At 62.8% G+C, this 18,678-nt stretch carries 16 protein-coding genes and 1 pseudogene; 6 read left to right on the forward strand and 11 right to left on the reverse strand.

Going from position 1 to position 18,678, the window contains the following annotated elements; translation table 11 throughout:
• Positions 1-248 precede the first annotated feature (248 nt).
• Positions 249-425, forward strand: a complete 177-nt coding sequence (locus NJT13_RS10885) for a ribbon-helix-helix domain-containing protein (protein WP_254521592.1) — start codon at positions 249-251, stop codon at positions 423-425.
• Between the two features lie 12 nt (positions 426-437).
• On the opposite strand, the gene NJT13_RS10890 is transcribed toward NJT13_RS10885, so the two are convergent.
• The 5 genes and pseudogenes from NJT13_RS10890 to NJT13_RS10910 form a co-directional block, all read right to left on the reverse strand.
• On the reverse strand, positions 438-1,214 hold the full coding sequence (locus NJT13_RS10890) for a 23S rRNA (uridine(2552)-2'-O)-methyltransferase (protein WP_254521593.1): 777 nt from the start codon (positions 1,212-1,214) through the stop codon (positions 438-440).
• Between the two features lie 100 nt (positions 1,215-1,314).
• Positions 1,315-1,635: pseudogene (locus NJT13_RS10895) on the reverse strand (IS5/IS1182 family transposase); the annotation flags it as partial.
• An 86-nt stretch (positions 1,636-1,721) separates the two neighbouring features.
• A complete protein-coding gene (locus tag NJT13_RS10900) occupies positions 1,722-2,603 on the reverse strand; it encodes a hypothetical protein (protein WP_254521594.1) in 882 nt (293 codons plus the stop codon).
• Between the two features lie 31 nt (positions 2,604-2,634).
• Complete coding sequence (locus tag NJT13_RS10905; RefSeq protein ID WP_254521595.1) at positions 2,635-3,114, reverse strand: hypothetical protein; 480 nt, start codon at positions 3,112-3,114, stop codon at positions 2,635-2,637.
• Positions 3,114-3,761: a hypothetical protein gene (locus NJT13_RS10910; RefSeq protein WP_254521596.1), complete on the reverse strand. Its 648-nt coding sequence runs from the start codon at positions 3,759-3,761 to the stop codon at positions 3,114-3,116. Before NJT13_RS10910 ends, NJT13_RS10905 begins: the two co-directional genes overlap by 1 nt.
• Positions 3,762-4,140: 379 nt before the next feature.
• Between NJT13_RS10910 and NJT13_RS10915 the strand changes: the two genes are divergently transcribed.
• The gene (locus tag NJT13_RS10915) at positions 4,141-4,884 is read left to right on the forward strand and encodes a DNA polymerase sliding clamp (RefSeq protein WP_254525447.1); all 744 of its coding nucleotides are present in this window, start codon (positions 4,141-4,143) and stop codon (positions 4,882-4,884) included.
• 63 nt (positions 4,885-4,947) lie between these two features.
• On the forward strand, positions 4,948-5,361 hold the full coding sequence (locus tag NJT13_RS10920; protein WP_340681166.1) for a HalOD1 output domain-containing protein: 414 nt from the start codon (positions 4,948-4,950) through the stop codon (positions 5,359-5,361).
• 90 nt (positions 5,362-5,451) lie between these two features.
• Here NJT13_RS10920 and NJT13_RS10925 read toward each other — a convergent pair whose 3' ends face one another.
• Positions 5,452-6,321 carry an alpha/beta fold hydrolase gene (locus NJT13_RS10925; RefSeq protein WP_254521597.1) on the reverse strand — a complete coding sequence of 290 codons (870 nt, stop codon included), beginning with the start codon at positions 6,319-6,321 and terminating at the stop codon, positions 5,452-5,454.
• 239 nt (positions 6,322-6,560) lie between these two features.
• On the opposite strand from NJT13_RS10925, the gene priL reads away from it, so the two are divergent.
• Positions 6,561-7,649 (forward strand): DNA primase regulatory subunit PriL, encoded by a 1,089-nt coding sequence (priL, locus tag NJT13_RS10930; RefSeq protein ID WP_254521598.1) that lies wholly within the window; start codon positions 6,561-6,563, stop codon positions 7,647-7,649.
• A gap of 50 nt (positions 7,650-7,699) precedes the next feature.
• Here priL and NJT13_RS10935 read toward each other — a convergent pair whose 3' ends face one another.
• Positions 7,700-8,095: a hypothetical protein gene (locus NJT13_RS10935; protein WP_254521599.1), complete on the reverse strand. Its 396-nt coding sequence runs from the start codon at positions 8,093-8,095 to the stop codon at positions 7,700-7,702.
• 43 nt (positions 8,096-8,138) lie between these two features.
• Positions 8,139-8,384, reverse strand: a complete 246-nt coding sequence (locus NJT13_RS10940; protein WP_254521600.1) for a DUF7472 family protein — start codon at positions 8,382-8,384, stop codon at positions 8,139-8,141.
• A 207-nt stretch (positions 8,385-8,591) separates the two neighbouring features.
• Between NJT13_RS10940 and NJT13_RS10945 the strand changes: the two genes are divergently transcribed.
• Both NJT13_RS10945 and NJT13_RS10950 read left to right on the forward strand, forming a co-directional pair.
• Positions 8,592-9,224: an SWIM zinc finger family protein gene (locus NJT13_RS10945; protein ID WP_254521601.1), complete on the forward strand. Its 633-nt coding sequence runs from the start codon at positions 8,592-8,594 to the stop codon at positions 9,222-9,224.
• 268 nt (positions 9,225-9,492) lie between these two features.
• Positions 9,493-11,382: an acyl-CoA dehydrogenase family protein gene (locus NJT13_RS10950; RefSeq protein WP_254521602.1), complete on the forward strand. Its 1,890-nt coding sequence runs from the start codon at positions 9,493-9,495 to the stop codon at positions 11,380-11,382.
• Positions 11,383-11,599: 217 nt separating this feature from the next.
• Here NJT13_RS10950 and hjc read toward each other — a convergent pair whose 3' ends face one another.
• The 3 genes from hjc to NJT13_RS10965 form a co-directional block, all read right to left on the reverse strand.
• A complete protein-coding gene (hjc, locus tag NJT13_RS10955; protein WP_254521603.1) occupies positions 11,600-12,124 on the reverse strand; it encodes a Holliday junction resolvase Hjc in 525 nt (174 codons plus the stop codon).
• Between the two features lie 73 nt (positions 12,125-12,197).
• On the reverse strand, positions 12,198-13,025 hold the full coding sequence (locus NJT13_RS10960; RefSeq protein ID WP_254521604.1) for a CPBP family intramembrane glutamic endopeptidase: 828 nt from the start codon (positions 13,023-13,025) through the stop codon (positions 12,198-12,200).
• 119 nt (positions 13,026-13,144) lie between these two features.
• On the reverse strand, positions 13,145-18,544 hold the full coding sequence (locus tag NJT13_RS10965) for a PAS domain S-box protein (RefSeq protein ID WP_254521606.1): 5,400 nt from the start codon (positions 18,542-18,544) through the stop codon (positions 13,145-13,147).
• Positions 18,545-18,678 lie beyond the last annotated feature (134 nt).

The raw sequence follows: 18,678 nt of genomic DNA on the forward strand, positions 1-18,678 counted from the left end.
AGTCGGCCCGTCAGCCAGGTCCCGTGACGGAAGCGCAGTTCGATTGGACCGTCCCAGAATACCCGCTCACCGTGATCGGAGTGCCACTCGAGACGGATCGCGTCGGTCGAGACCCTCGAGCACGCGCGTCCGGGACGGGCCCCGAATCGAATCGGAGGCTGAACGAGCCAGGACCTCGGTTGCCGGCCGAGTGCTTCGTCGCGAGCCGACGGCTTAAGGTGTGGGCATACGAACGCATACCCAAACTAATGCCCAAGATTAGCGTCGAAATTCCGCAGGAACTCCTCGACGACCTGGACGAACACGTCGGAGACGACGGAAAGTTCGTCAACCGGAGCGACGCGATCCGCGCGTCGATCCGCAAAACACTGGATTTACTGGACGAAATCGACGAACGCCACGACCGCCTCGAGGACCAGGAGTAGGCCGACGGCGCGTCAGTCCCGGTCGAGTCGCCGGGCGAACCCGAAGGTCGGCTTCACGTCCTCGACGCGGACCGCGACGGACTCGCCTTCCGCCGCGTCCGGCACGAACAGCCGATAGCCGTCGACCGACGCGATGCCGTCACCCTCGCTGCCGACGTCGACGATTTCCACCTCGAGTTCGTCGCCCGGCCGGACCGAGGCGGTGAGCCGACCCTTTCCGATGAGGTAGATTTCGGAGGACTCGTCGCGGCTGGCCTTCGGCGACGTGGCCCGGACGTACTGGAATTCCGCCTCGACGTCGGATCGGAAGTCGTCGACGTCAGGTCCTTCGAAGACCTTCACGACGAAGTCACCCCCGCTGTCGAGGAGTTCGAGGGCGGTCTCGAAGGCCTGCCGTGCCAGATGGAGCGAGCGGGCCTGATCGAGCGAGTACTCGCCGGACATGTTCGGGGCCATGTCAGAAACGACCGCGTCCACGGGGCCGCCCGCCGCGTCGACGACGCGGTCGCGGGTCTTCTCCTCGGTCATGTCCCCGCGGAGCGTCTCGACGTTCTCGTGGTTCTCGAAGTCCTTGATGCGCTGGAAGTCGACGCCGATCACGGTCCCCTGCGGGCCGACCTCCTCGGCGGCGACCTCGAGCCAGCCGCCCGGTGCCGCGCCCAGGTCGACGACCGTGTCGCCGCGGGACAGGACGTCCTCGAGGTCGTCGAGCTGTTTGAGCTTGTAGGCCGCTCGAGAGCGGTAGCCCTCCTGTTTGGCCTTGTTGTAGTAGTGGTCTCGACCTGTCATGTGCACATCACCAAATTCCGTGACATGTTCCACATAGGAACTGCCGGCGAATTCGCGCTCATATCAACTGAGACGTGGTCGACCCGGAAAGGCACATCGGATAGCTCCACGAGGCAGCATCGTTGCATTGGATCGGTTCGACCCACGTCGAATCGAGCGAGTACGTTGAGTCGAGCAGGCCGCGGACGGCGGCCTGCTCGACGACCCTGTCGAAAACATCGTCGATAACGTGTTTGAGATCGGTGAGAAACCGGTCAATGGTGTCTCTCGATGACGGTTTGTCGGGTCCGCAGTAGTACCAGACGAGTCCGTGCTGGAGTTCTCGCGTGACTGGGCGTGTTCCGTAGATGTTCTCGTAGTACCAATGGAAATGGAGAACGGCGCAAAAGAGATCAGGTGGCTGGTGAACTCGTGTTCGCCCCACTTCGAGAGTGTAGGTTCCAGAGGTGACCTGGCTTTCACAGGAGCCAGTACCACTAGAGACGACTTTGGGATGCGACCAATAAGCTACCACCGATGAGAGTGCTGTAGGGTGCCAGGATTACTGTTTTCAAGGGTAGCATATTCGTCGCTGGTCAGATATAAAAAGTCATACCGTGGTGATTCCCGTAAGAACAACGGTTTTTCCTCGATATCTTCACAGTAAAGATAATGTATACCGTCTCCCCAGAGAGTCCGTACCGCGTGGAGATTTTCTTCAGTTGCTACCAGACTACCAATAACAAGCCTCTCATTTGTATTGGTGTCATCTGATTGGAGTGCAGCAAGTGCCTCCTTGTCAATTCGTCGGAGGACAGGAACGAGGCCACAGAATTGAAATCGATTGATGTCACGATCTAGTAAGTCAATAAGATCCCACCACTGCGGAGTAGCACTGTCACTAGCCGCCTTACTAAGTTTGTATTCCGTGAGAGAAGTTCCCGCTGCTGGATTTGTTCCGTCAGGTAGTCTAGTAATTGGGATGTCTTCCTCACGTGGATAGATCCGTGCCAGCAGATCCGTAGGAAGTTCGTTGGCGATACGTTCATACTCTCTGGGATGTAAATAGATGAAATCCGCATTATTATCTTGTCGTATGAATACTGGATTCCCCGACTCATCAACAAACTCCGCAGACAAAAGAGAATCCGAAAACAAGGAAAATACTGCTTCACACACCGCTGAAGTTGCTTGGACGGTTCCCTGAATAGTATCTTCCTCTGTGTTTATACCAGTCTCAATGAGAGTATCAACAGCTTCAGAATCGACATGCTCAGAGAGGAGTGGCAAAATCCCAGTAATTCGAACCTCTGTTACCGATCGCTGTGTATTGCCGATCACTATGCGAGCAATCGATGAAACACTCTCATGAGGATTGTTTCCGTAATGAAGAATGTGGAATTGGTCCATGGTTGATGTTGGTTGGATGGTGTGTTGTGTGTTACGGCGGCGGCGGCACAAAGGGTACGGCCCATGCAGCAGCAAGGGCTGTCGCTATTGTACTCGGACCGACGTATGCGATGGCTGCCACAACCGCTCCTGCAGCAACCGCAGCAGCACCAGTGTTGTTCGCTTCGAAGTCCCGTGCTGCTTCCTCAAGGTTTTCAATGGCGTTCTCGACGAAGGTTGAGATTTCACCCATGTCAGGGTCAGAATCATAACAATTCTTGTAACAGTAGGGAATTTCCGTCGCTGTTTCGAACATGAACAGACAGATATTCCCTCCGTCTCGGTAGGCACCACCATGGAGATTGAAGACTTCGTCCCCGTTTTCATAGAGCTTGATATTATAGTGTGATGGCTCCTTGTTTTGCCGGACATTGGATGGGAGACAATATGCGGCAGTGGTATTGAGTTCGTGACTGTGAAGCTGGACGATCAGCCGATACCCGCCACCGAGATCTTGGTTGATGAGCGGCATTATTTCTCCGTTGTCTCTTTATTGTACTTACGGATCTCTGAGGAGATTTTTTCGTCGGCTGCCGGATGGTTTGTGGCATAGCTTATTTTGAATGCTGTATCTGATACGGAAACACCAGCAGGATTCTGTTGACCAGCTAATACTTTCTGAAGTTCGCTATGCGAAATTCGTTTCGCCGAGTTACCTTGGAAGAATACGATGTCTTTTCCGTCGAATTGAGCGAGGCAATCTCGACCAGAGTCCGTAATCTGAACAAACTCGCCATTCTCTACGTACATCCAGAGGTTTCCATCGAGAGAAACAACGAGTCGGTTACCTTGTTTATTCCATGCTGGGTGTATTGGGGCTTTGTCGCCTGTTTCAAGGATCGTCTCTTTATCCTCGTTATCTTTTATAACTAATTCAACCCCTTCTTTGGCTGAACGAACCAAAGCACCTCTATTGCCACGGGCAGGAGTAACCGACGACAGAACCGCAGTACTATGTGCACCTTCTTTGTCTCTGTCTGCCGAAACAGTGGCTGCTGGGAAACTGCTTGCCGCAGTTGTTATAGCGAACCCCTTGAGGAGTTTTCGTCGATCGAATTGAGAGGTCCCTTCTGTACCTATTTCTCTTGATTTGGATGGTGAGTTATTTTCGTCCGCCATCAAATTATACAGCGGACTTGTAATTAATAAATATTTTCAATTTACATGCTATTTGGTGTAATCAATACAGCGTGTCATAGAATACGTCTCATACCCTCTCCCTCGCGATTTTAGAGCTTCCAATTCGCGTGTAATCCCATGCGAATCGGCAGTCATGAGTTTTGCTCGACATCGAGCCCGTGAATAATGCTCGTTGGGAACCAGTGTATGACACGTTCCGTTCCATCAACGAGATATAGTGGACGAATTAGCGGCGACGGGACGGGAAGACCGCCGTGCCCGCTCGGTTCGCGGGTCGGCACGACGGATACCAACACCGACTCCCCCGACCGCGCGTAAAGGGTGGCTTTTTATGGCAACCGTTCGTACGGCGACCTATATGTTCAAGGCCATCGTGAGCGCCGAAACGCTCACCAGCGCGCTCGACTCGGTGAGCGTGCTGGTCGACGAGTGCAAGATCCACCTCGAGGAGGACGGCCTCGAAATCCGGGCCGTCGACCCCGCGAACGTCGGGATGGTCGACCTCTCGCTCGATTCGGCTGCGTTCGAGTCGTACGAAGCAGACGGCGGGCTACTCGGCGTCGACCTCTCGCGGCTGGAAGACATCGCTGGCATGGCCGAATCAGGCCAGCTCGTCCAGCTCGAACTCGACGAGGAGACCCGGAAACTCCACATCCAGATCGACGGTCTCGAGTACACGCTCGCACTCATCGACCCCGATTCGATCCGTCAGGAACCGGACATCCCGGATCTCGACCTCCCCGCGGAGGTCGTTCTGGAAGGCAAAGACGTCAATCGATCGGTGACGGCAGCCGACATGGTCAGCGATCACATCGCACTCGGCGTCGACGAGGGCGAGGAGTTCTTCTACGTCAACGCGGAGGGTGACACCGACGACGTTCACCTCGAACTCACGCAGGAGGATCTGATCGACCTGCAGGTCGGCCCCGCGCACTCGCTGTTTTCGCTCGACTACCTCAAAGACATGAACAAGGCAATTCCCGCGGACACCGAGGTCACGCTGGATCTCGGCGAAGAGTTCCCCGTCAAGATCTACTTCGGGTTCGCGGAGGGACAGGGACAGGTCACGTACATGCTCGCACCGCGGATCCAGAGCGACTGACCGGTCGACCGCGCTCGTCGCGGTCCGTAGGAGACGGCCCGTGTCGGACCGAACCGATCTTCTGTGTTGCTGTCTCTGTCGGCTCGATGTTCTCGAAACGAGAATACGGGAAGGCCAGCGGCTACCGGATCGGTCTCCGAACGCCGGCCCACGCCCTCCCGTGACGAATCGCCGGACGAAACGGAGTCACAGTCGGAATCAATCGAGTGGACGACGACGTTCGACACAGAGACCGAACGACCGACCAAGGCGACCGTCACCGCCGTTGCTGCCGCACTCGAGGCGAACCCGCTCGAGCTGTCACCGCTGTCCGACAGCGTCGATCCGGACGCGCTCGATTCGCTGATCGAACACGCCCAGCGGGAAGCCGATACCGGGACTCACGAAGTGTGGTTCTCTTACGAGGGGGTCGACGTCGGCGTCCGAAGCGACGGACGGATCCGGGTTCGAGACGCGACCGCGGCCGCGGTCGCGTGATATCCTCCCCGCGCCAAAGCGTCGTACCCGTCCTCACGGTGAGACGCTCCCGACGGAGAGGTGACGGTCCCCACCGATGCGTCACGTTCCTCAGTCGTGTTCGTCGAGGAAGGCGACGAGGTGGTCGTTCACCCGGTCGTCGTCCTCGATGAAGAACAGGTGCGAGCCGCCCTCGACGAGTTCGAGACGACTATCCGGAATCTTCTCCGAGAGCAGGGTCGCGTTTTCGACGGGGACGACGTCGTCGTTCGTCCCGTGGAGAACGAGCGTCGGGACGCGGAGGCCCTCGAGTCGATCGCTGACGTCGAAGTTCAAGACGGCGGCGGCCTGGGCCTCGCGGGCGGCCTCGCTCGCGTCTTGCTCGAGGCGCCACTCGATGATCCGGTCCATCAGGTGCGGGTTCCGATTGGTGAACCGCTCGTTGAACGCGGGTCGCATTCGATAGCGAATTTTCTCGCGCTCGCTCGCTCCGTCGGGCGTGTCGAACATGTGTTCTTGCGTGTCGTCGGGCACGGGTGCCGCGTCGGGCCCGCCGTGGCTCGTACAGCAAAGCGTCAGCGACTTCGCGCGGGTGTACTCCAGGGCGTACCGCTGGGCGATCATCCCGCCCATGCTCGCGCCGACGATGTGGGCGTCGTAGATCCCCGCGTTGTCGAGGACGGTCTCGAGGTCGGCAGCCAGGCCGCCGATCGAGTAGCCGGCGAGTTTCAAAATGACGAGCGCGCGAAGTTTCCCGGGTAGCCGCGGGACGAGCGGCGGCAACCCGACGTCCGATCGGCCGGTCCCCCGGTTGTCCGGGGCGACGACGTCGTAGTCGGACGCCACGGCCTCGCGCTGCCAGCGCCACATCCACCGACCGAATCCCAGCCCCTGGACGAAGACGACGGGTGCGGAGCCGTCGCCGTCGCTGTCCGCGCGCTCGTAGTAAATCGACACGCCGTCTCTCGTCGCCTGTGGCATATCTCGAGTGTCGAGTCGAACACCCTTGAAATCGATCATCGAGGCGGACGACGCCACTGCGACGGGCGTCGACCGTTCCGCTCGAGCCGATAGTCCGATCGTATCACCGCTCCGACGGTCGACGCGTGGGGTTGGTCCCCGGTTTCGATCGACCCATCGAACTCGACGCGATCGGTCGCTTTAAGGGAGCATTGTGCTAACCAGCGCGTTTATCCCGCCTCAGTAATACTGTATTACCGATGCATCGACTGCACGCCCGATACCCGTTTCTCGAGGCCGCTCGCGAATCCGTCGCGACGGAGGCGGTCGATCTGGCGACCGTCGTCGAGCAGGATCGGGCGGTCGTCGACCGCGCCCGGCAACGAATTGTGACCGCGCTCGAGGAGGGCGACACCGGAGGGCCACACCGCGATCATCGAATCGAGTTGCTCTCGTACCCGGTCGCACGGGTGCTCGTTTCCATGGTCGAGGAACGGGTCCTCGTTCGGAAGTACGCCCGTGCGGAGGCCGAAACGGCCTACGACCGCTTCACCGCCGATATGGCGGATACGACCGAACTGAAAAGCGTCGAATCGGCGGATCTGGAACTGGACGCGTTGCTCGCCGAGTTCGAGTTGCAGGGCGGGATAAACGAAACGGACGCGGGCTATCGGATCGACGTCGGGACGTACCTGCCGCTTTCCGAAGATCTGTGGGGCGACGAGTGGCGGCTCGTGAACCGACCGCTTTCCGCGGGCGAGGTTCCCGTCGACGAGGACGAACTACTCACGTTGCTCCGGGAAGCGATCCGGGACCGCATCGAGGACGGGCTGCCGTTCGACGTCCCGGACGCAATCGCGACCGCTCTCGAGGACGAGGCCGCCGAAATCCGCGACGTCCTGGCGGATCTCGAGTTGACCCGCGAGATCGACACCGTCGTGCCGGATCTCTTTCCGCCGTGTATGAAAGCCCTCCTCGATCAGATCCAGAAGGGCGAACACCTGGCTCACCACTCCCGGTTCGCGATCACCGCCTTCCTCTCGAGCATCGGGATGACGACGGATCAGATCGTCGAACTCTACCGCGTGAACTCGTCGTTCGGCGAGGAGATGACCCGCTACCAGACCGACCACATTCGCGGGGAGACCTCGCCGACGGAGTACTCGCCGCCGTCCTGTGCGACGATGCAGTCCTACGGGGACTGCGTCAACAAGGACGATCTCTGCGAGCAAATTCCGCATCCGATGGCCTACTACGAAGAACGGATCGACGACGCCGACGACGACGAGATCGAAGACTGGCGGGAGCGGACCGACGAGAGCGAAAACGGTGCCGCAAGCGGCGACTAACTGCGTTCGACGCGACGATACGCCGGCCGTCACGATCGGACGCGCCCGCGTTACCGCCGAAACGGGTCGTCGGACAGATCGGCGGCCCGTTGCCGAACGTCGTCCAGCGCGCGTTCCTGTTCGCCGCGGGTGAGACCGCCGCGGGTGAGACCGCCGGATTCGGCGTGTCGTCCGTCGTACTGTTCGGACGGGATCGAGTTCCAGACGCTCGAGTCCGCATCGCCCCCGTTGCCGGTATCCGTCGGTGTGGGCCGCCGTCGCAGCGATGTAATCGTCCCGGCGAGTCCGATCAATACCGCCACTGCACCGACTGCGGGAGTAACGGTGGCGGAAGCCGAAACGCGAGCGACCAGCAGCGACCCGGCCACCAGCACCACGACGAAACCGAGAACGAGAAGCGGCCCAGATCGACGTGACGGTCCGGATTCGGAGTCTGAACGGCCCATAGGAAACGTCAGGAGACCAACGTGAAAAGCGTGCCGACGTCCGTCAGAACGTGCCGCCGTTGGGTTCGAGGCCGTCTTCCGGTTCGTTGAGCATGTAGGCCAGGCCGATTCCGACCGCGGTGAGCAGCAGGATGAAACCGGCGATGACCCAGACGAGCATCCAGCCGCCCTCGGGCGAGAGCGTGCTGTCGATTCCGTAGGTTGAACCGACGTAAACCATGGCGGCGAGCATGAAGAGGACGGCACCCACGGAGACGACGATTTCGATGATCTGTTCGCGATCGAGCATTGTCGGGTCGATTTCGCCGGACGCGTGAAAAGCGCTTCGAAGGGGTGGTGAGACGACGGGTCGTGAAACCGCACGCTCTCCGGGGGCGCGACGGCAGTTCCGTCGTATAAATGCGCCACCTGAACACGCAGGCGCGCCCGTTATTTCGCTCGAGTCCCTACCCACGTCGAATAGCCAGCCGATCAGCGAATCTCGCTCGACGCACCTATGAAAACAACAGCGTCACCGAAAGCACCCCTTCCAGCACCGTCGACCGACCATCTCACGAGGCGGTCCCGCCGAGCGCGCACCGAACCGATGTCGGTGTTGCCCCTCGGCGACGGACTCTACGAGGTCGAGTCCGCGAGCGATCACACCTACCTCGTCGATCTCGAGGGCGGGCGATGCACCTGTCCGGACCACGTCTTCCGCGACGCTCGCTGCAAGCACATCAGGCGGGTGGCGATGGAGATCACGGAGGGTCGAACCCCGCCGCCTGGCGAGATCGCCGTCGACTGTCACGACTGCGGCGAGACGATCTTCGTCGACGAGGAACGGACAGCACCCTTCTACTGCGAGACACACGAGATCTTCCCGGGCGATTCCGTCGTCGACCGCGAGACGGGCGACCGCCTCACCGTCGTCGACGTCTCGGAACTCCGAGCCGACGCCGTCGAGATCGGAGCGGCCGACACCACCGTCGCCGGCTACGCGACGAACGAGAACTACGAGCCGAACGTCCCCGTCGTCGGCGCGGTCTACCCTCACGCGCACGTCGCTCGAAACGGCGTCGTTCCCTCGTCGCTGAAGGTGTACGTCTTCCCGCGGACGCGGCTCGAACGCGAGGTTCGAACGAAGTGAGAACCTCGCGAAGGTGAGCGGGGAGGAACGACCCGCGAACGCGATGTTCGAACAGTGCGAGACTGACGTCTCGCGGGCCGTTCGCGCGAAGACGAGTGAGAGCCTCGACGTGGTCCGAACGATGCGAGACCCTCACAGCGGGAAGCGGGTCGACCGAGGGCGGCCGGTGTCGCCGACGTGGACACCGCTACGCCACTCGAAACGGCCTCCAACGCACCGCGAGTTGACACCGACCGTTTTCTTGTGGGCTGCGATCGACGATCTAGGTATGGGCACGGGTATCGACTACGGCGATCTCGACGAAGGACGGCACGTGAACTACTGGACGTTCGATCGCACGCTCCAGCGCGAGCTTCGTCGGGTGTACGACCCCGCGGACTTCGAGTGGGCCGAACCCCGGCTCGAGGAGTTCGGTGAGCTGATCGGCCACACCGTCGCGGATAACGCCGATTACGTCGACGACCACGGGCCGGAACTCGAGACCTACGACGAGTACGGCGACGTGCAGAACTTCGTCCGGTACCCCGCCGAACAGCGCGAGAACGATCGGGCGGTCTACGAGGCGGGCATCGTCGCCGACGCGTTCGAGGCTCCGCCCGGCCGCGACGAGCCGTTGCCGTTCAGCCACTTCCTCGCGATGTTGCACCTGGTATCGTACGCCGACGCGGGATTCGGCTGTCCGGTCGCGATGACCGCCGGTTCGGCGCTCGTCCTCGAGCGCTTCGACGGCGGCGTCTCCGGAAGCGACGGGACTGGAGGGTCGTCAGAGCCACGGTCCGACGGCGATCTCGAGGCCTACTATCGGGGACTCGTCAGCCGCGACTACGACGGGCTCATCGAGGGGGCGATGTTCCTCACCGAAGAGCAAGGCGGCAGCGACGTGGGTGCGAACGAAACGACGGCGCGATACGACGACCAGGCCGATTGCTGGCGACTCACCGGCGAGAAGTGGTTCTGTTCGAATATCGACGCCGAGGGGACGCTCGCGCTCGCCCGGACCGAAGACGCGCCGGCGGGGACCGACGGGCTCTCGATGTTCCTCGTTCCCCACGGCGACCCCGACGGGGGAGTCCTGACCAAAGGTGACCGCCGGGAGTTCGAGGGTGCACCGCCGGGAGACGCACTCAACGACCAGCTGTACCGGCGGCTGAAGGACAAACTGGGGACGATCGCCGTCCCGACCGGCGAAGTCGAGTTCGACGACACGAAGGCGTTCCTCGTCGGCGAGCGGGAGGCCGGCTTCAGACAGATGACCGAGATGCTCAACTTAGAACGGCTCGCGAACGCCGCCGCCTCCTGTGGCGTCATGGGCCGAGCCCTCCTCGAGAGCAGGGTCCAGGCCGCCACCCGCGAAGCCTTCGGAAAGACGATCGACGAGTTCCCGCTGATGCGAGCGGACCTCGTCGACATGACCGTCGACTACGAGGCCGCGACGGCGTACGTCGCCGAAGTCGGCCGATTGTTTTCGGAGCGCGAGCGAGCGAGACGGAACGGTGACTCGAGCGACGAGACCGACGACGAGTACCGACTGCTCCGGCTGTTGATCCCGATCGCCAAACTCCGAACGGGCAGGATGGCCGTCGACACCGCCTCCTACGCCATGGAGATCCAGGGCGGAAACGGCTACGTCGACGACTTCGTGACCAACCGCCTGCTCCGAGACGCGCAGGTACTGCCGATCTGGGAGGGGACGGAGAACGTCCTCTCGCTGGACGTGATCCGGGCCATGGAGCGCGAGCGTGCCCACGAGCCGTTCGTGCAGGCGATCGAGGAGCGACTCGAGGCCGTCACCCATCCGGCGCTCGCGGACGCGGCCGACACGGTCGCCGCGGAGTACGAGGAGTTGACGGCGGCACTCGTGGCGCTGGCCGACGCGGATCCCGACTACGCCCAGCTCTCCGCAAAGCGCCTCGCACACTACGTCTTCGAGGTGTTTACCGCCGCGCTGTTGCTCGAAGAAGCGCAATCCGACCTCGAGGACGGCGACGGCCGAACCGCACTCGTCGCGCGGCGGTTCGTCACGACGGAACTCGAGACGCGCGAGGCGCGGGGAATCACCGGCGGCGACCGGGCCGCCCTCGAGGCGTTCGAGCCGATCGTCCACCACGTACCGGTCGACCCCGAAACGGTCGCGGACGCAGTGACGGCCGACGATTGAAGAGAGCGGTCCGGTGATGGCCGACGATTGAAGAGAGCGGTCCGGTGATGGCCGACGATTGAAGAGAGCGGTCCGGTGACGGCCGACGATTGAAGAGAGCGGTCCGGTGACGGCCGACGATTGAAGAGTGAAGAGGCCGGTCCGACGACGGCCGCGCATCCGTGTCACCCCGAACGGGTCTCGGTTCGGCGGATCGAGGTCCGGGTCGACCGGCCGACTAGTCGAGCAGTTCCGCGGCTTCTTCGGCGTCCATCACGCCCTGTGCCACCGCGTTCAGCACGCGGATGATTTCCTCGTCCGGGCCGGTCTCAGTCGCGTCGTCGCCGACCTCGTCGAGGGTGACTTTCTCGGATCGACCGGCGAATTCGGCGAAGTCGACTCCCTCGGCGAGCGCCGTCTCCTTCTTGACGCGGTAGTTACCGCCGTCGGTGACGTGGAGATCGGCGGGATGGAAGAAGTACCAGTCCTCGCGGTCGAAGCGGACGCCGATCCGGGGTTTCGCGCCGAAATTCTGCGCGAAGTAGATCAGCGCTTCGACCTCTTCGCCGGTGAGATAGATGGGGTCGCCGGAACTCGATTTCGCCTCGATCGCGTAGAACCGCTCGCCGTCGCCCGCGAGGACGTCCGGGAGTTCCCGTTCGGTCGCGGAACCGCTCGCGGGCGCACGCATCACAGCGAAACCGGCCTCGTCGAGCGCGTTGACGAGTTCGCGTTCGCGGCGGTCGCCCTTCGCCTGGGACATACCCGTTTCTCTCCTCCGGCCGATAATAAAAGAACGGACCCGAACCGCCGACGCCGTCCGTGCGGACGTCAGATCAGAACGGAAGTGACATTGCAGTGATGAGACCGACGGTATCGGCCAGGAGCGACGTCGACTGTTCTGCCGTCTCGAGGTCGTACTCGAGGGCGATATACACCAGGCCGAACTGGACGCCGTTGAAGACGGCGTGGGCGGCGATCGGGACCAGCAGGTTGTCCGTTTTCGCGTAGAGGAATCCGAAAATGGCGGCGCCGCCCATGACGACGGCGACCGGGACGGCGGTCGCGAGCAGCGACTCCGAGAGCGCGGCGTAAACCGGGAAGTGTATCAGGCCGAAGATGACGCTCGCGATGGCGACCGCCTCTAACCGTGAGAAGGCATCGTAGAGCCGTTTCTGGACGACGTTCCGGTAGAGAAACTCTTCGGCGGGCGCGTTGAAGACGAAGACGATGGCGATCATGACGAGGATCATCGTCTGGTCGTTCCCGATGTAGGTCGAGACCTGGTTCTCCGCGGACGGCAGCGAGAGGAACTGGACGACCAGACTGATCAGGATGTAAAACGCGATCCCGCCACCGATGCCGGCGAGAACGTAGCGCCACTCCCTTCTCGTCGGCCAGCGGAGATCGACGTACGACCAGCCCCGACCAGTGACGGCAAGATAGATGCCACCGGCGACGAAGAACCCGACGAATCCGAGGATCAACACGGCCGCGCGACTCGCGATCGACGTCTCCGTCGGTGCGGTCGCGAGGGCGGGATCGAGCAGGAACGCCGGCAGGGTCGTCACTTGCTGGGCAACGATGCCGAAGATTGCCAGTCCGACGGCGACGAGCGTCGAGTGGATCGGCCCATCGGTCCGGCGACGTGTAAACGCGGCCATAGAGACGATACGGACAGCGGGCCCTTGGGCGTTCCCGTCCGGTGCGCCCGGTTCGGCCCGCCGCGTTCGATCTCGGTGCCATCCCGTCCGCGGCCCCGGACAGTCTGTCTCGGTGCCGTTCAGTCCGCGGGCGTCGGCTGTTCGGTCTCGAACAATTGCGCCAACAGCCGCTGCTGTCCGACTCGCAGGTGGCGATTGACCGTCGGCTGAGTCACCTCGAGCATGTCGGCGATCTCCTCGCCGGTGCTCTCGCGTGGCCAGTCGAAAAACCCGGCGAAGTAGGCCGTCCGCAGCACCTCGAGTTGTCGATCGGTCAGCACGTCGAACAGCGACGTCACGAGTTCGCTTCGGGTCCCCATGGACCGTTCGACGTGGCGGCGGGCCTGCAACTCGACGGACGCGTACTGCTCTCGGAGCATCTCGACGAACTCGCGGACGTCGGTCCCCGTGGGGACGTCGACGGCGACCTCCAGTCGCTCGCCGTCGGCGTGCATCGAACGCGGACTGCCGCCGTGACGGACCAGCCGCGAAGCGATCGTATCGCCCGCGACGGTCGCCTCGAAGCGGCAGTCGCCGTCGGCATCGCTGATCAGTCTGTACTCCGTGACGGAAACGATATCGTCGAGGGCGGTGCGGACGTCCTCGGACGGGACGCCGCTGGTTTCGAAGAACAGCAGCGTCTCGTCGCCGGTGTGGGTTCCGAGGCCGTCGTACGTGACGCGAGCGCCGGTCTTCGACGCGATTCGGGAGAGCAAGTCGGCCGAGCCGTCGATTCGAAGCGTCAGTTCGAGCAGGGTCTCCGCGTGTAGCGCTTCGCGCGTTTTCACCTCCGTAATCGCGTTCGCAATCCCCTCCCCGAGTTCCGTCACGACGGTCTGCTCGAGGTCGGCGAACGCGTCCGGATCGTCGGCGTACACGGTGAGCACGCCGTAGGAGTACTCGGCGTGCGAGAGCGGGACGCTGATGACGGACTGGAACCCCCGATCAAGCGCGTCGCGCCGCCAGGGATCGTTCTGCAGGCCCTCGACGACGTTCGAAACGACCGTCGGCGTTTCCGTTCGTGCGGTCCGGACGGCCGGCTCGGACGACGCGTCGTACGACAGCGAGACGTCGCCCAGGTACTCCTGGCCGTCGCCGGCCCAGGTGCGAGGCTCGAGTTGCGTGCCGCTCGCGTCGAGCGAGCCGATCCAGGCGAACGCGATGTCGTCGGCCTCGACCAGCCGTTCGGGAACCGTGCGTTCGATCTCCTCCCGGTTGTCGGCACCGATGAGCAACTGGTCGATCCGCCTGATGAGCTCCGTGGTCGCGATCTGGCGGTTGAGACGGCGGTTTCGTTCCTCGAGTTCGACTTCCCGTTCGCGGAGGCTGGCCTCGCTTTCGAGGCGGTCGAGCGCGGCTTCCGTCGTCGCGACGAGCGTCTCGATCAGCCGCCTGGCCTCGGCGCCGATCGGTCCCCTCCCCGACGCGACCGTGAAGACGCCGTGATCGCCGATCGGGACGACGACGCCGCTTTCGACGTCGGAACCAAACACTCGCGAACGGTCGAACGACGCCGGTTCGTCGACCACCGTCCCCGCCCCCGTCACGTAGGTGTTCCAGAGGACCGAATCGGCGTCGCCGACGGCGACCGACGGCGCACCGTCACTGAGGGTCTCGAACCCGTCGGTGTACGCGACCGGATCCAGCCGGTTTACGTCCGAATCGAGCCGGTAGACGGCGACGCCCGACGCCTCGAGAATGTCGGTCGCGGTTTCGACGACCAGTTCCGCGACCTCTCGTTCGGAGTCGGAGCCGAGCAGATCCCGCGCGACGCGGTGGAGCGTCTCGAGTGCCAGTTCGCGTTCCTTGTGCGCGGTGATATCCTGAACCGTCCCGCGTATTCCGACGACTTCGTCGGTACCTGAGGACGTCCGGCTACACGGGAGGCGCCGGCCCTCGTCGTCCAGTACGAGGGGCTCACCGATGGATCTCACCCACCGCTCGTCACCCCGTGTCGTCCGCAAACGGTGTTCAATCTCGTAGCTCTCGCCGTCCTCCAGGGCCGATTCGACGACCTCGTGGACGGCCGGTTGGTCGTCGGGGTGGGTAAGCGAGAACGCCCGATCGAAATCGACGTCCTCGTCCGGCCCAAATTCGAACAGCCGACGCAACCCGTCCGTCAACGTCACGGTTCGCGAGTCGCCGCTTTCGTCGAGTTCCCAGCCGCCCATGCCGGCGAGGCGTTCTGCCTGCCTGAGCAATTCGGTCGTCCGCTCGAGATCGCGTTCGTGTTCCTTGCGCTGGCTGATGTCGTTGTTGATCCCCACCATCCGCCTGCCTCCGTCGGCGTCGACGACCCGACCGCGGGCCCCGACCCAGACCCAGTGCCCGTCTTCGTGTCGCAACCGGAACTCCGTCTGGAACAGTTCGTCGTTCTCGATGTTCCGGGTGACCGTTTCCACCACGCGGGAGACGTCGTCCGGATGGACCCGGCTTTTGAAAGCCTCCCACGTTCCGCCGAACGACCCGGGGTCGAGCCCCAGCAGCCCCTCGTACGTCTCGTTCCAGGTGACCGCGTCGGTCTCTAGATCCCACTCCCAGACGCCGGTGTTCGTCCCTTCCAGTGCCAGTTCGAGACGGCGTTTCGTCTCGCGGAGGTCGCGCTCGCGTTCTTTCCGCTCCGTGATGTCGCGGCTGATCGCGATGAAGCGGTTTTCGTTCTCGAGTTCGATACAGATCAGGTGGATTTCGACTGGAAACGTCGACCCGTCGCGACGCTGATACGTACCCTCGAATTTCCGCCGGTCGCCGACCGACAGGTCCTCGAGCATGGCCAGCACCTCATCGGCGTCGAACAGGGTGTCGTATTCCCAGATGCTCGTCCCGACCAGTTCGTCCGCAGCGTATCCCAGTTCGTCCGCCAGTCGGCGGTTCGCGTCGACGATCGTTCCCTCGGTATCGAGGACGTCGATCATATCGGGGGAGTTTTCGAACAGCGCCTCGAGCCGTGCGCTCGTCGTTTTCAGTCGGCGTTCGCGCTCCTTGCGCTCGGTAACGTTGCGAGCGACGCCCGCAGTCCCGGTGAATTCGCCGTTTGCCGACGGCAACACCGCCATGTGATTTTCCACGTCGATCACCGTGCCATCCTCGGTCTCGATCACCATCTCGAACGTCTCCGAGGGGACGTCGGCGCGGAGTAACTCTCGAATCCGGTCCTGGGCGGTCTCGATGTCGTCCTGGACCATGACCTTGGAGACGTGTTCGCCGATCAGTTCCTCGGGTTCGTAGCCCACGACTGACGTGACCGCGTCGTTCAGGAAGGTGAAGCAGCCGTCAGCGTCTATCGTGTACACGAGTTCGTCGAGCGTCTGAATGATCGTCTCGGCGCGCTCGAGTTCGCGTTCGCGCTCCTTGCGCTCCGTGATGTCCTGAAACGCCCCGCACAGTCTGACGGTCTCTCCGTCGTCGGACGGTTCGTGACCTCCCTCGCCGCCCTCACAGAGCGGTTCGCCGATGGTCCGAATCCATCGCAGATCGCCGTCGGTCGTGACGATGCGCAGTTCCAGATCGAACGGCTCACCGTCCTCGAGCCCGCGTTCGACTGCCTCGCGGACCGTCGGACGGTCGTCCGGATGGTAGAACTCGATCGCCCGTTCGACGTCGATCTCTTCGTCGGGCGAGACGCCGTGGATCCGCCGGACCTCGTCGGACCACCGGAGGTCGGACGGCTCCTCGGACACGTCGAGTTCCCAGGCGCCGACCTTCGCCAACCGCTGGGCTTGCTCGAACATGGTCTTCGTCCGCGCGAGGTGCGTCTCGCGCTCGCGGAGGCGGCGTTGTTTCTCCTTGCGTTCCGTGATGTCCCGACCGATCCCGACTTCGACCGGATTCTCGTCCGGATCCTCGAGGACCGACGCGATGAACTCGTAGGGAATCCGGTCGCCCGATTTCGTTCGCAACTTCGCTTCGACGCGGGTATCGCCGGTCTCGAAGGCATCCTCGAACGAATCACGGATCGCCGGTCTGGTTTCCTCGTCGAAGAACTCGAGTGCGCGCATCGACTCGATCTCCGCGTCCGTATACCCCGACACATCGACCAGCGTCTCGTTCCAGCGCTGGAAGTACCCGTCGTCGTCGATGATGTAGAACACGTCGTCCACCGCATCCAGTACGTCGTTCGTAAACGCCTCGTAGCGCTCGAGGCGCCGCTCTTTCGCCTGCTGTTCGCTGACGTCCCGGCCGACGCCGGCGATGACCCGATCTCCGGCCGGCGTCTCGAGAGACGACCCGAAGAACTGGTAGGGAATCCGCTCGCCGTCGCTGGTGACGAGCGGGACGTCGATGTGCGCGTCTCCGGTCTCGAAAACCTCGGTGATCGCGTCCATCACCCGTTCGTGCTCCGGCTCGTCGAAGAAATCCAGGGCGTGCATCGACTCGACTTCGTCGTCGGTGTACCCGGTCGCCTCACACAGGCTCTCGTTCCAGCGACACACCTCGCCGGTTTCGTCGAGCAGGTACACGACGTCGTCGACGGCGTCTAACATATCGTCGGTGAACGCGTGGGCGCGCTCGAGTCGGCGCTCCCGTTCGCGTATTCGCTCGACGTGAGCGTGCCGTTCGCAGGTCTGGCTTATGCAGCGGCTCATCAGGTCGACGAACGCCGTTTCGTCCGGCGTGAACGGCTCGTCTCGCGGTCGGTGGCTCACGAAACAGAGCGTCCCGTAGGGATCGCCTTCGACGAGGATCTTCCCGCCGACGTAACTGCGGACGTCGAACTCGACGTCGGAAAACTGGTCGTCAGTGCCCGGGTCCCCGACGTCGGAGACCGCCAGTACGTCGTCCGACGTGACGACCTCCTGGCAATGGATGTGCGACAGGTCCATCGTCGTTCCCTCCAGATCGGCGTGGCGCCCGACGGCCGCCTCGACTTCGGCGCGCTCGGCCGAGTCGTCGATCCGAGAAACGATCCCGGTGTCGGCCCCCAGTCGATCACGGCCGAGCTCGAGCAGCCGGCGGATCTTCGTCTCGGTCTGCAGCGTCGGATCGGTCGTAATTCGGTGCAGGTCCCGCCGATAGCGCTCGTTCCGTGCCCGCCGGCAGTCGCGTTCGCGCACGGCGTCCGCCAGATCGTCGACCACCTCCGACAGCTGGCCGACCTCGTCGTCCCGATCGATGGTGAAGTCGATCGGTTCCTCGACGTCGGCGCGTCGGTCGCCGTCAGCCGGCGACTCGGCGGTTTCTGGTGCGGGTATCGGAGCATCTCCGCGGACCCGATCCACGAACCGTCGAAGGTCGCCGGTGAGCGCCTCGATATCGTTCGCTCGACCGGACCCGCTTCGGGCGGCGAGGCCGAGCAGGATCACTTCGGCTCCCGGTTTCGACGCCTCCCCCGCAGCAGCGATGCGCTCGAGTAGCACTTCACCGACGATTTCGAGCGGGCCGGCGAGTGCACTCAGGAGCCCGACCGCACTCGAGAGGATGGCGACAGTCTCAGCTGTGGCACCTGCGAGCGGTATTGCGTGGGCCACGGCAGTGAACATAGCCCCCGTACGAACCGAGCGGCAATGATACGTGTGGTTATGTTCTAGACACGGTCCGTGGAAGTCACGCTCGTTTCGACCGCCCCTCACGAACCGAGATTCGAGGCCACGAGTTCGGTACCGGCCAGTCCCGA

The sequence above is a fragment of the Natrinema caseinilyticum genome, from assembly GCF_024227435.1.
GTDB classification, from domain to species: domain Archaea; phylum Halobacteriota; class Halobacteria; order Halobacteriales; family Natrialbaceae; genus Natrinema; species Natrinema caseinilyticum.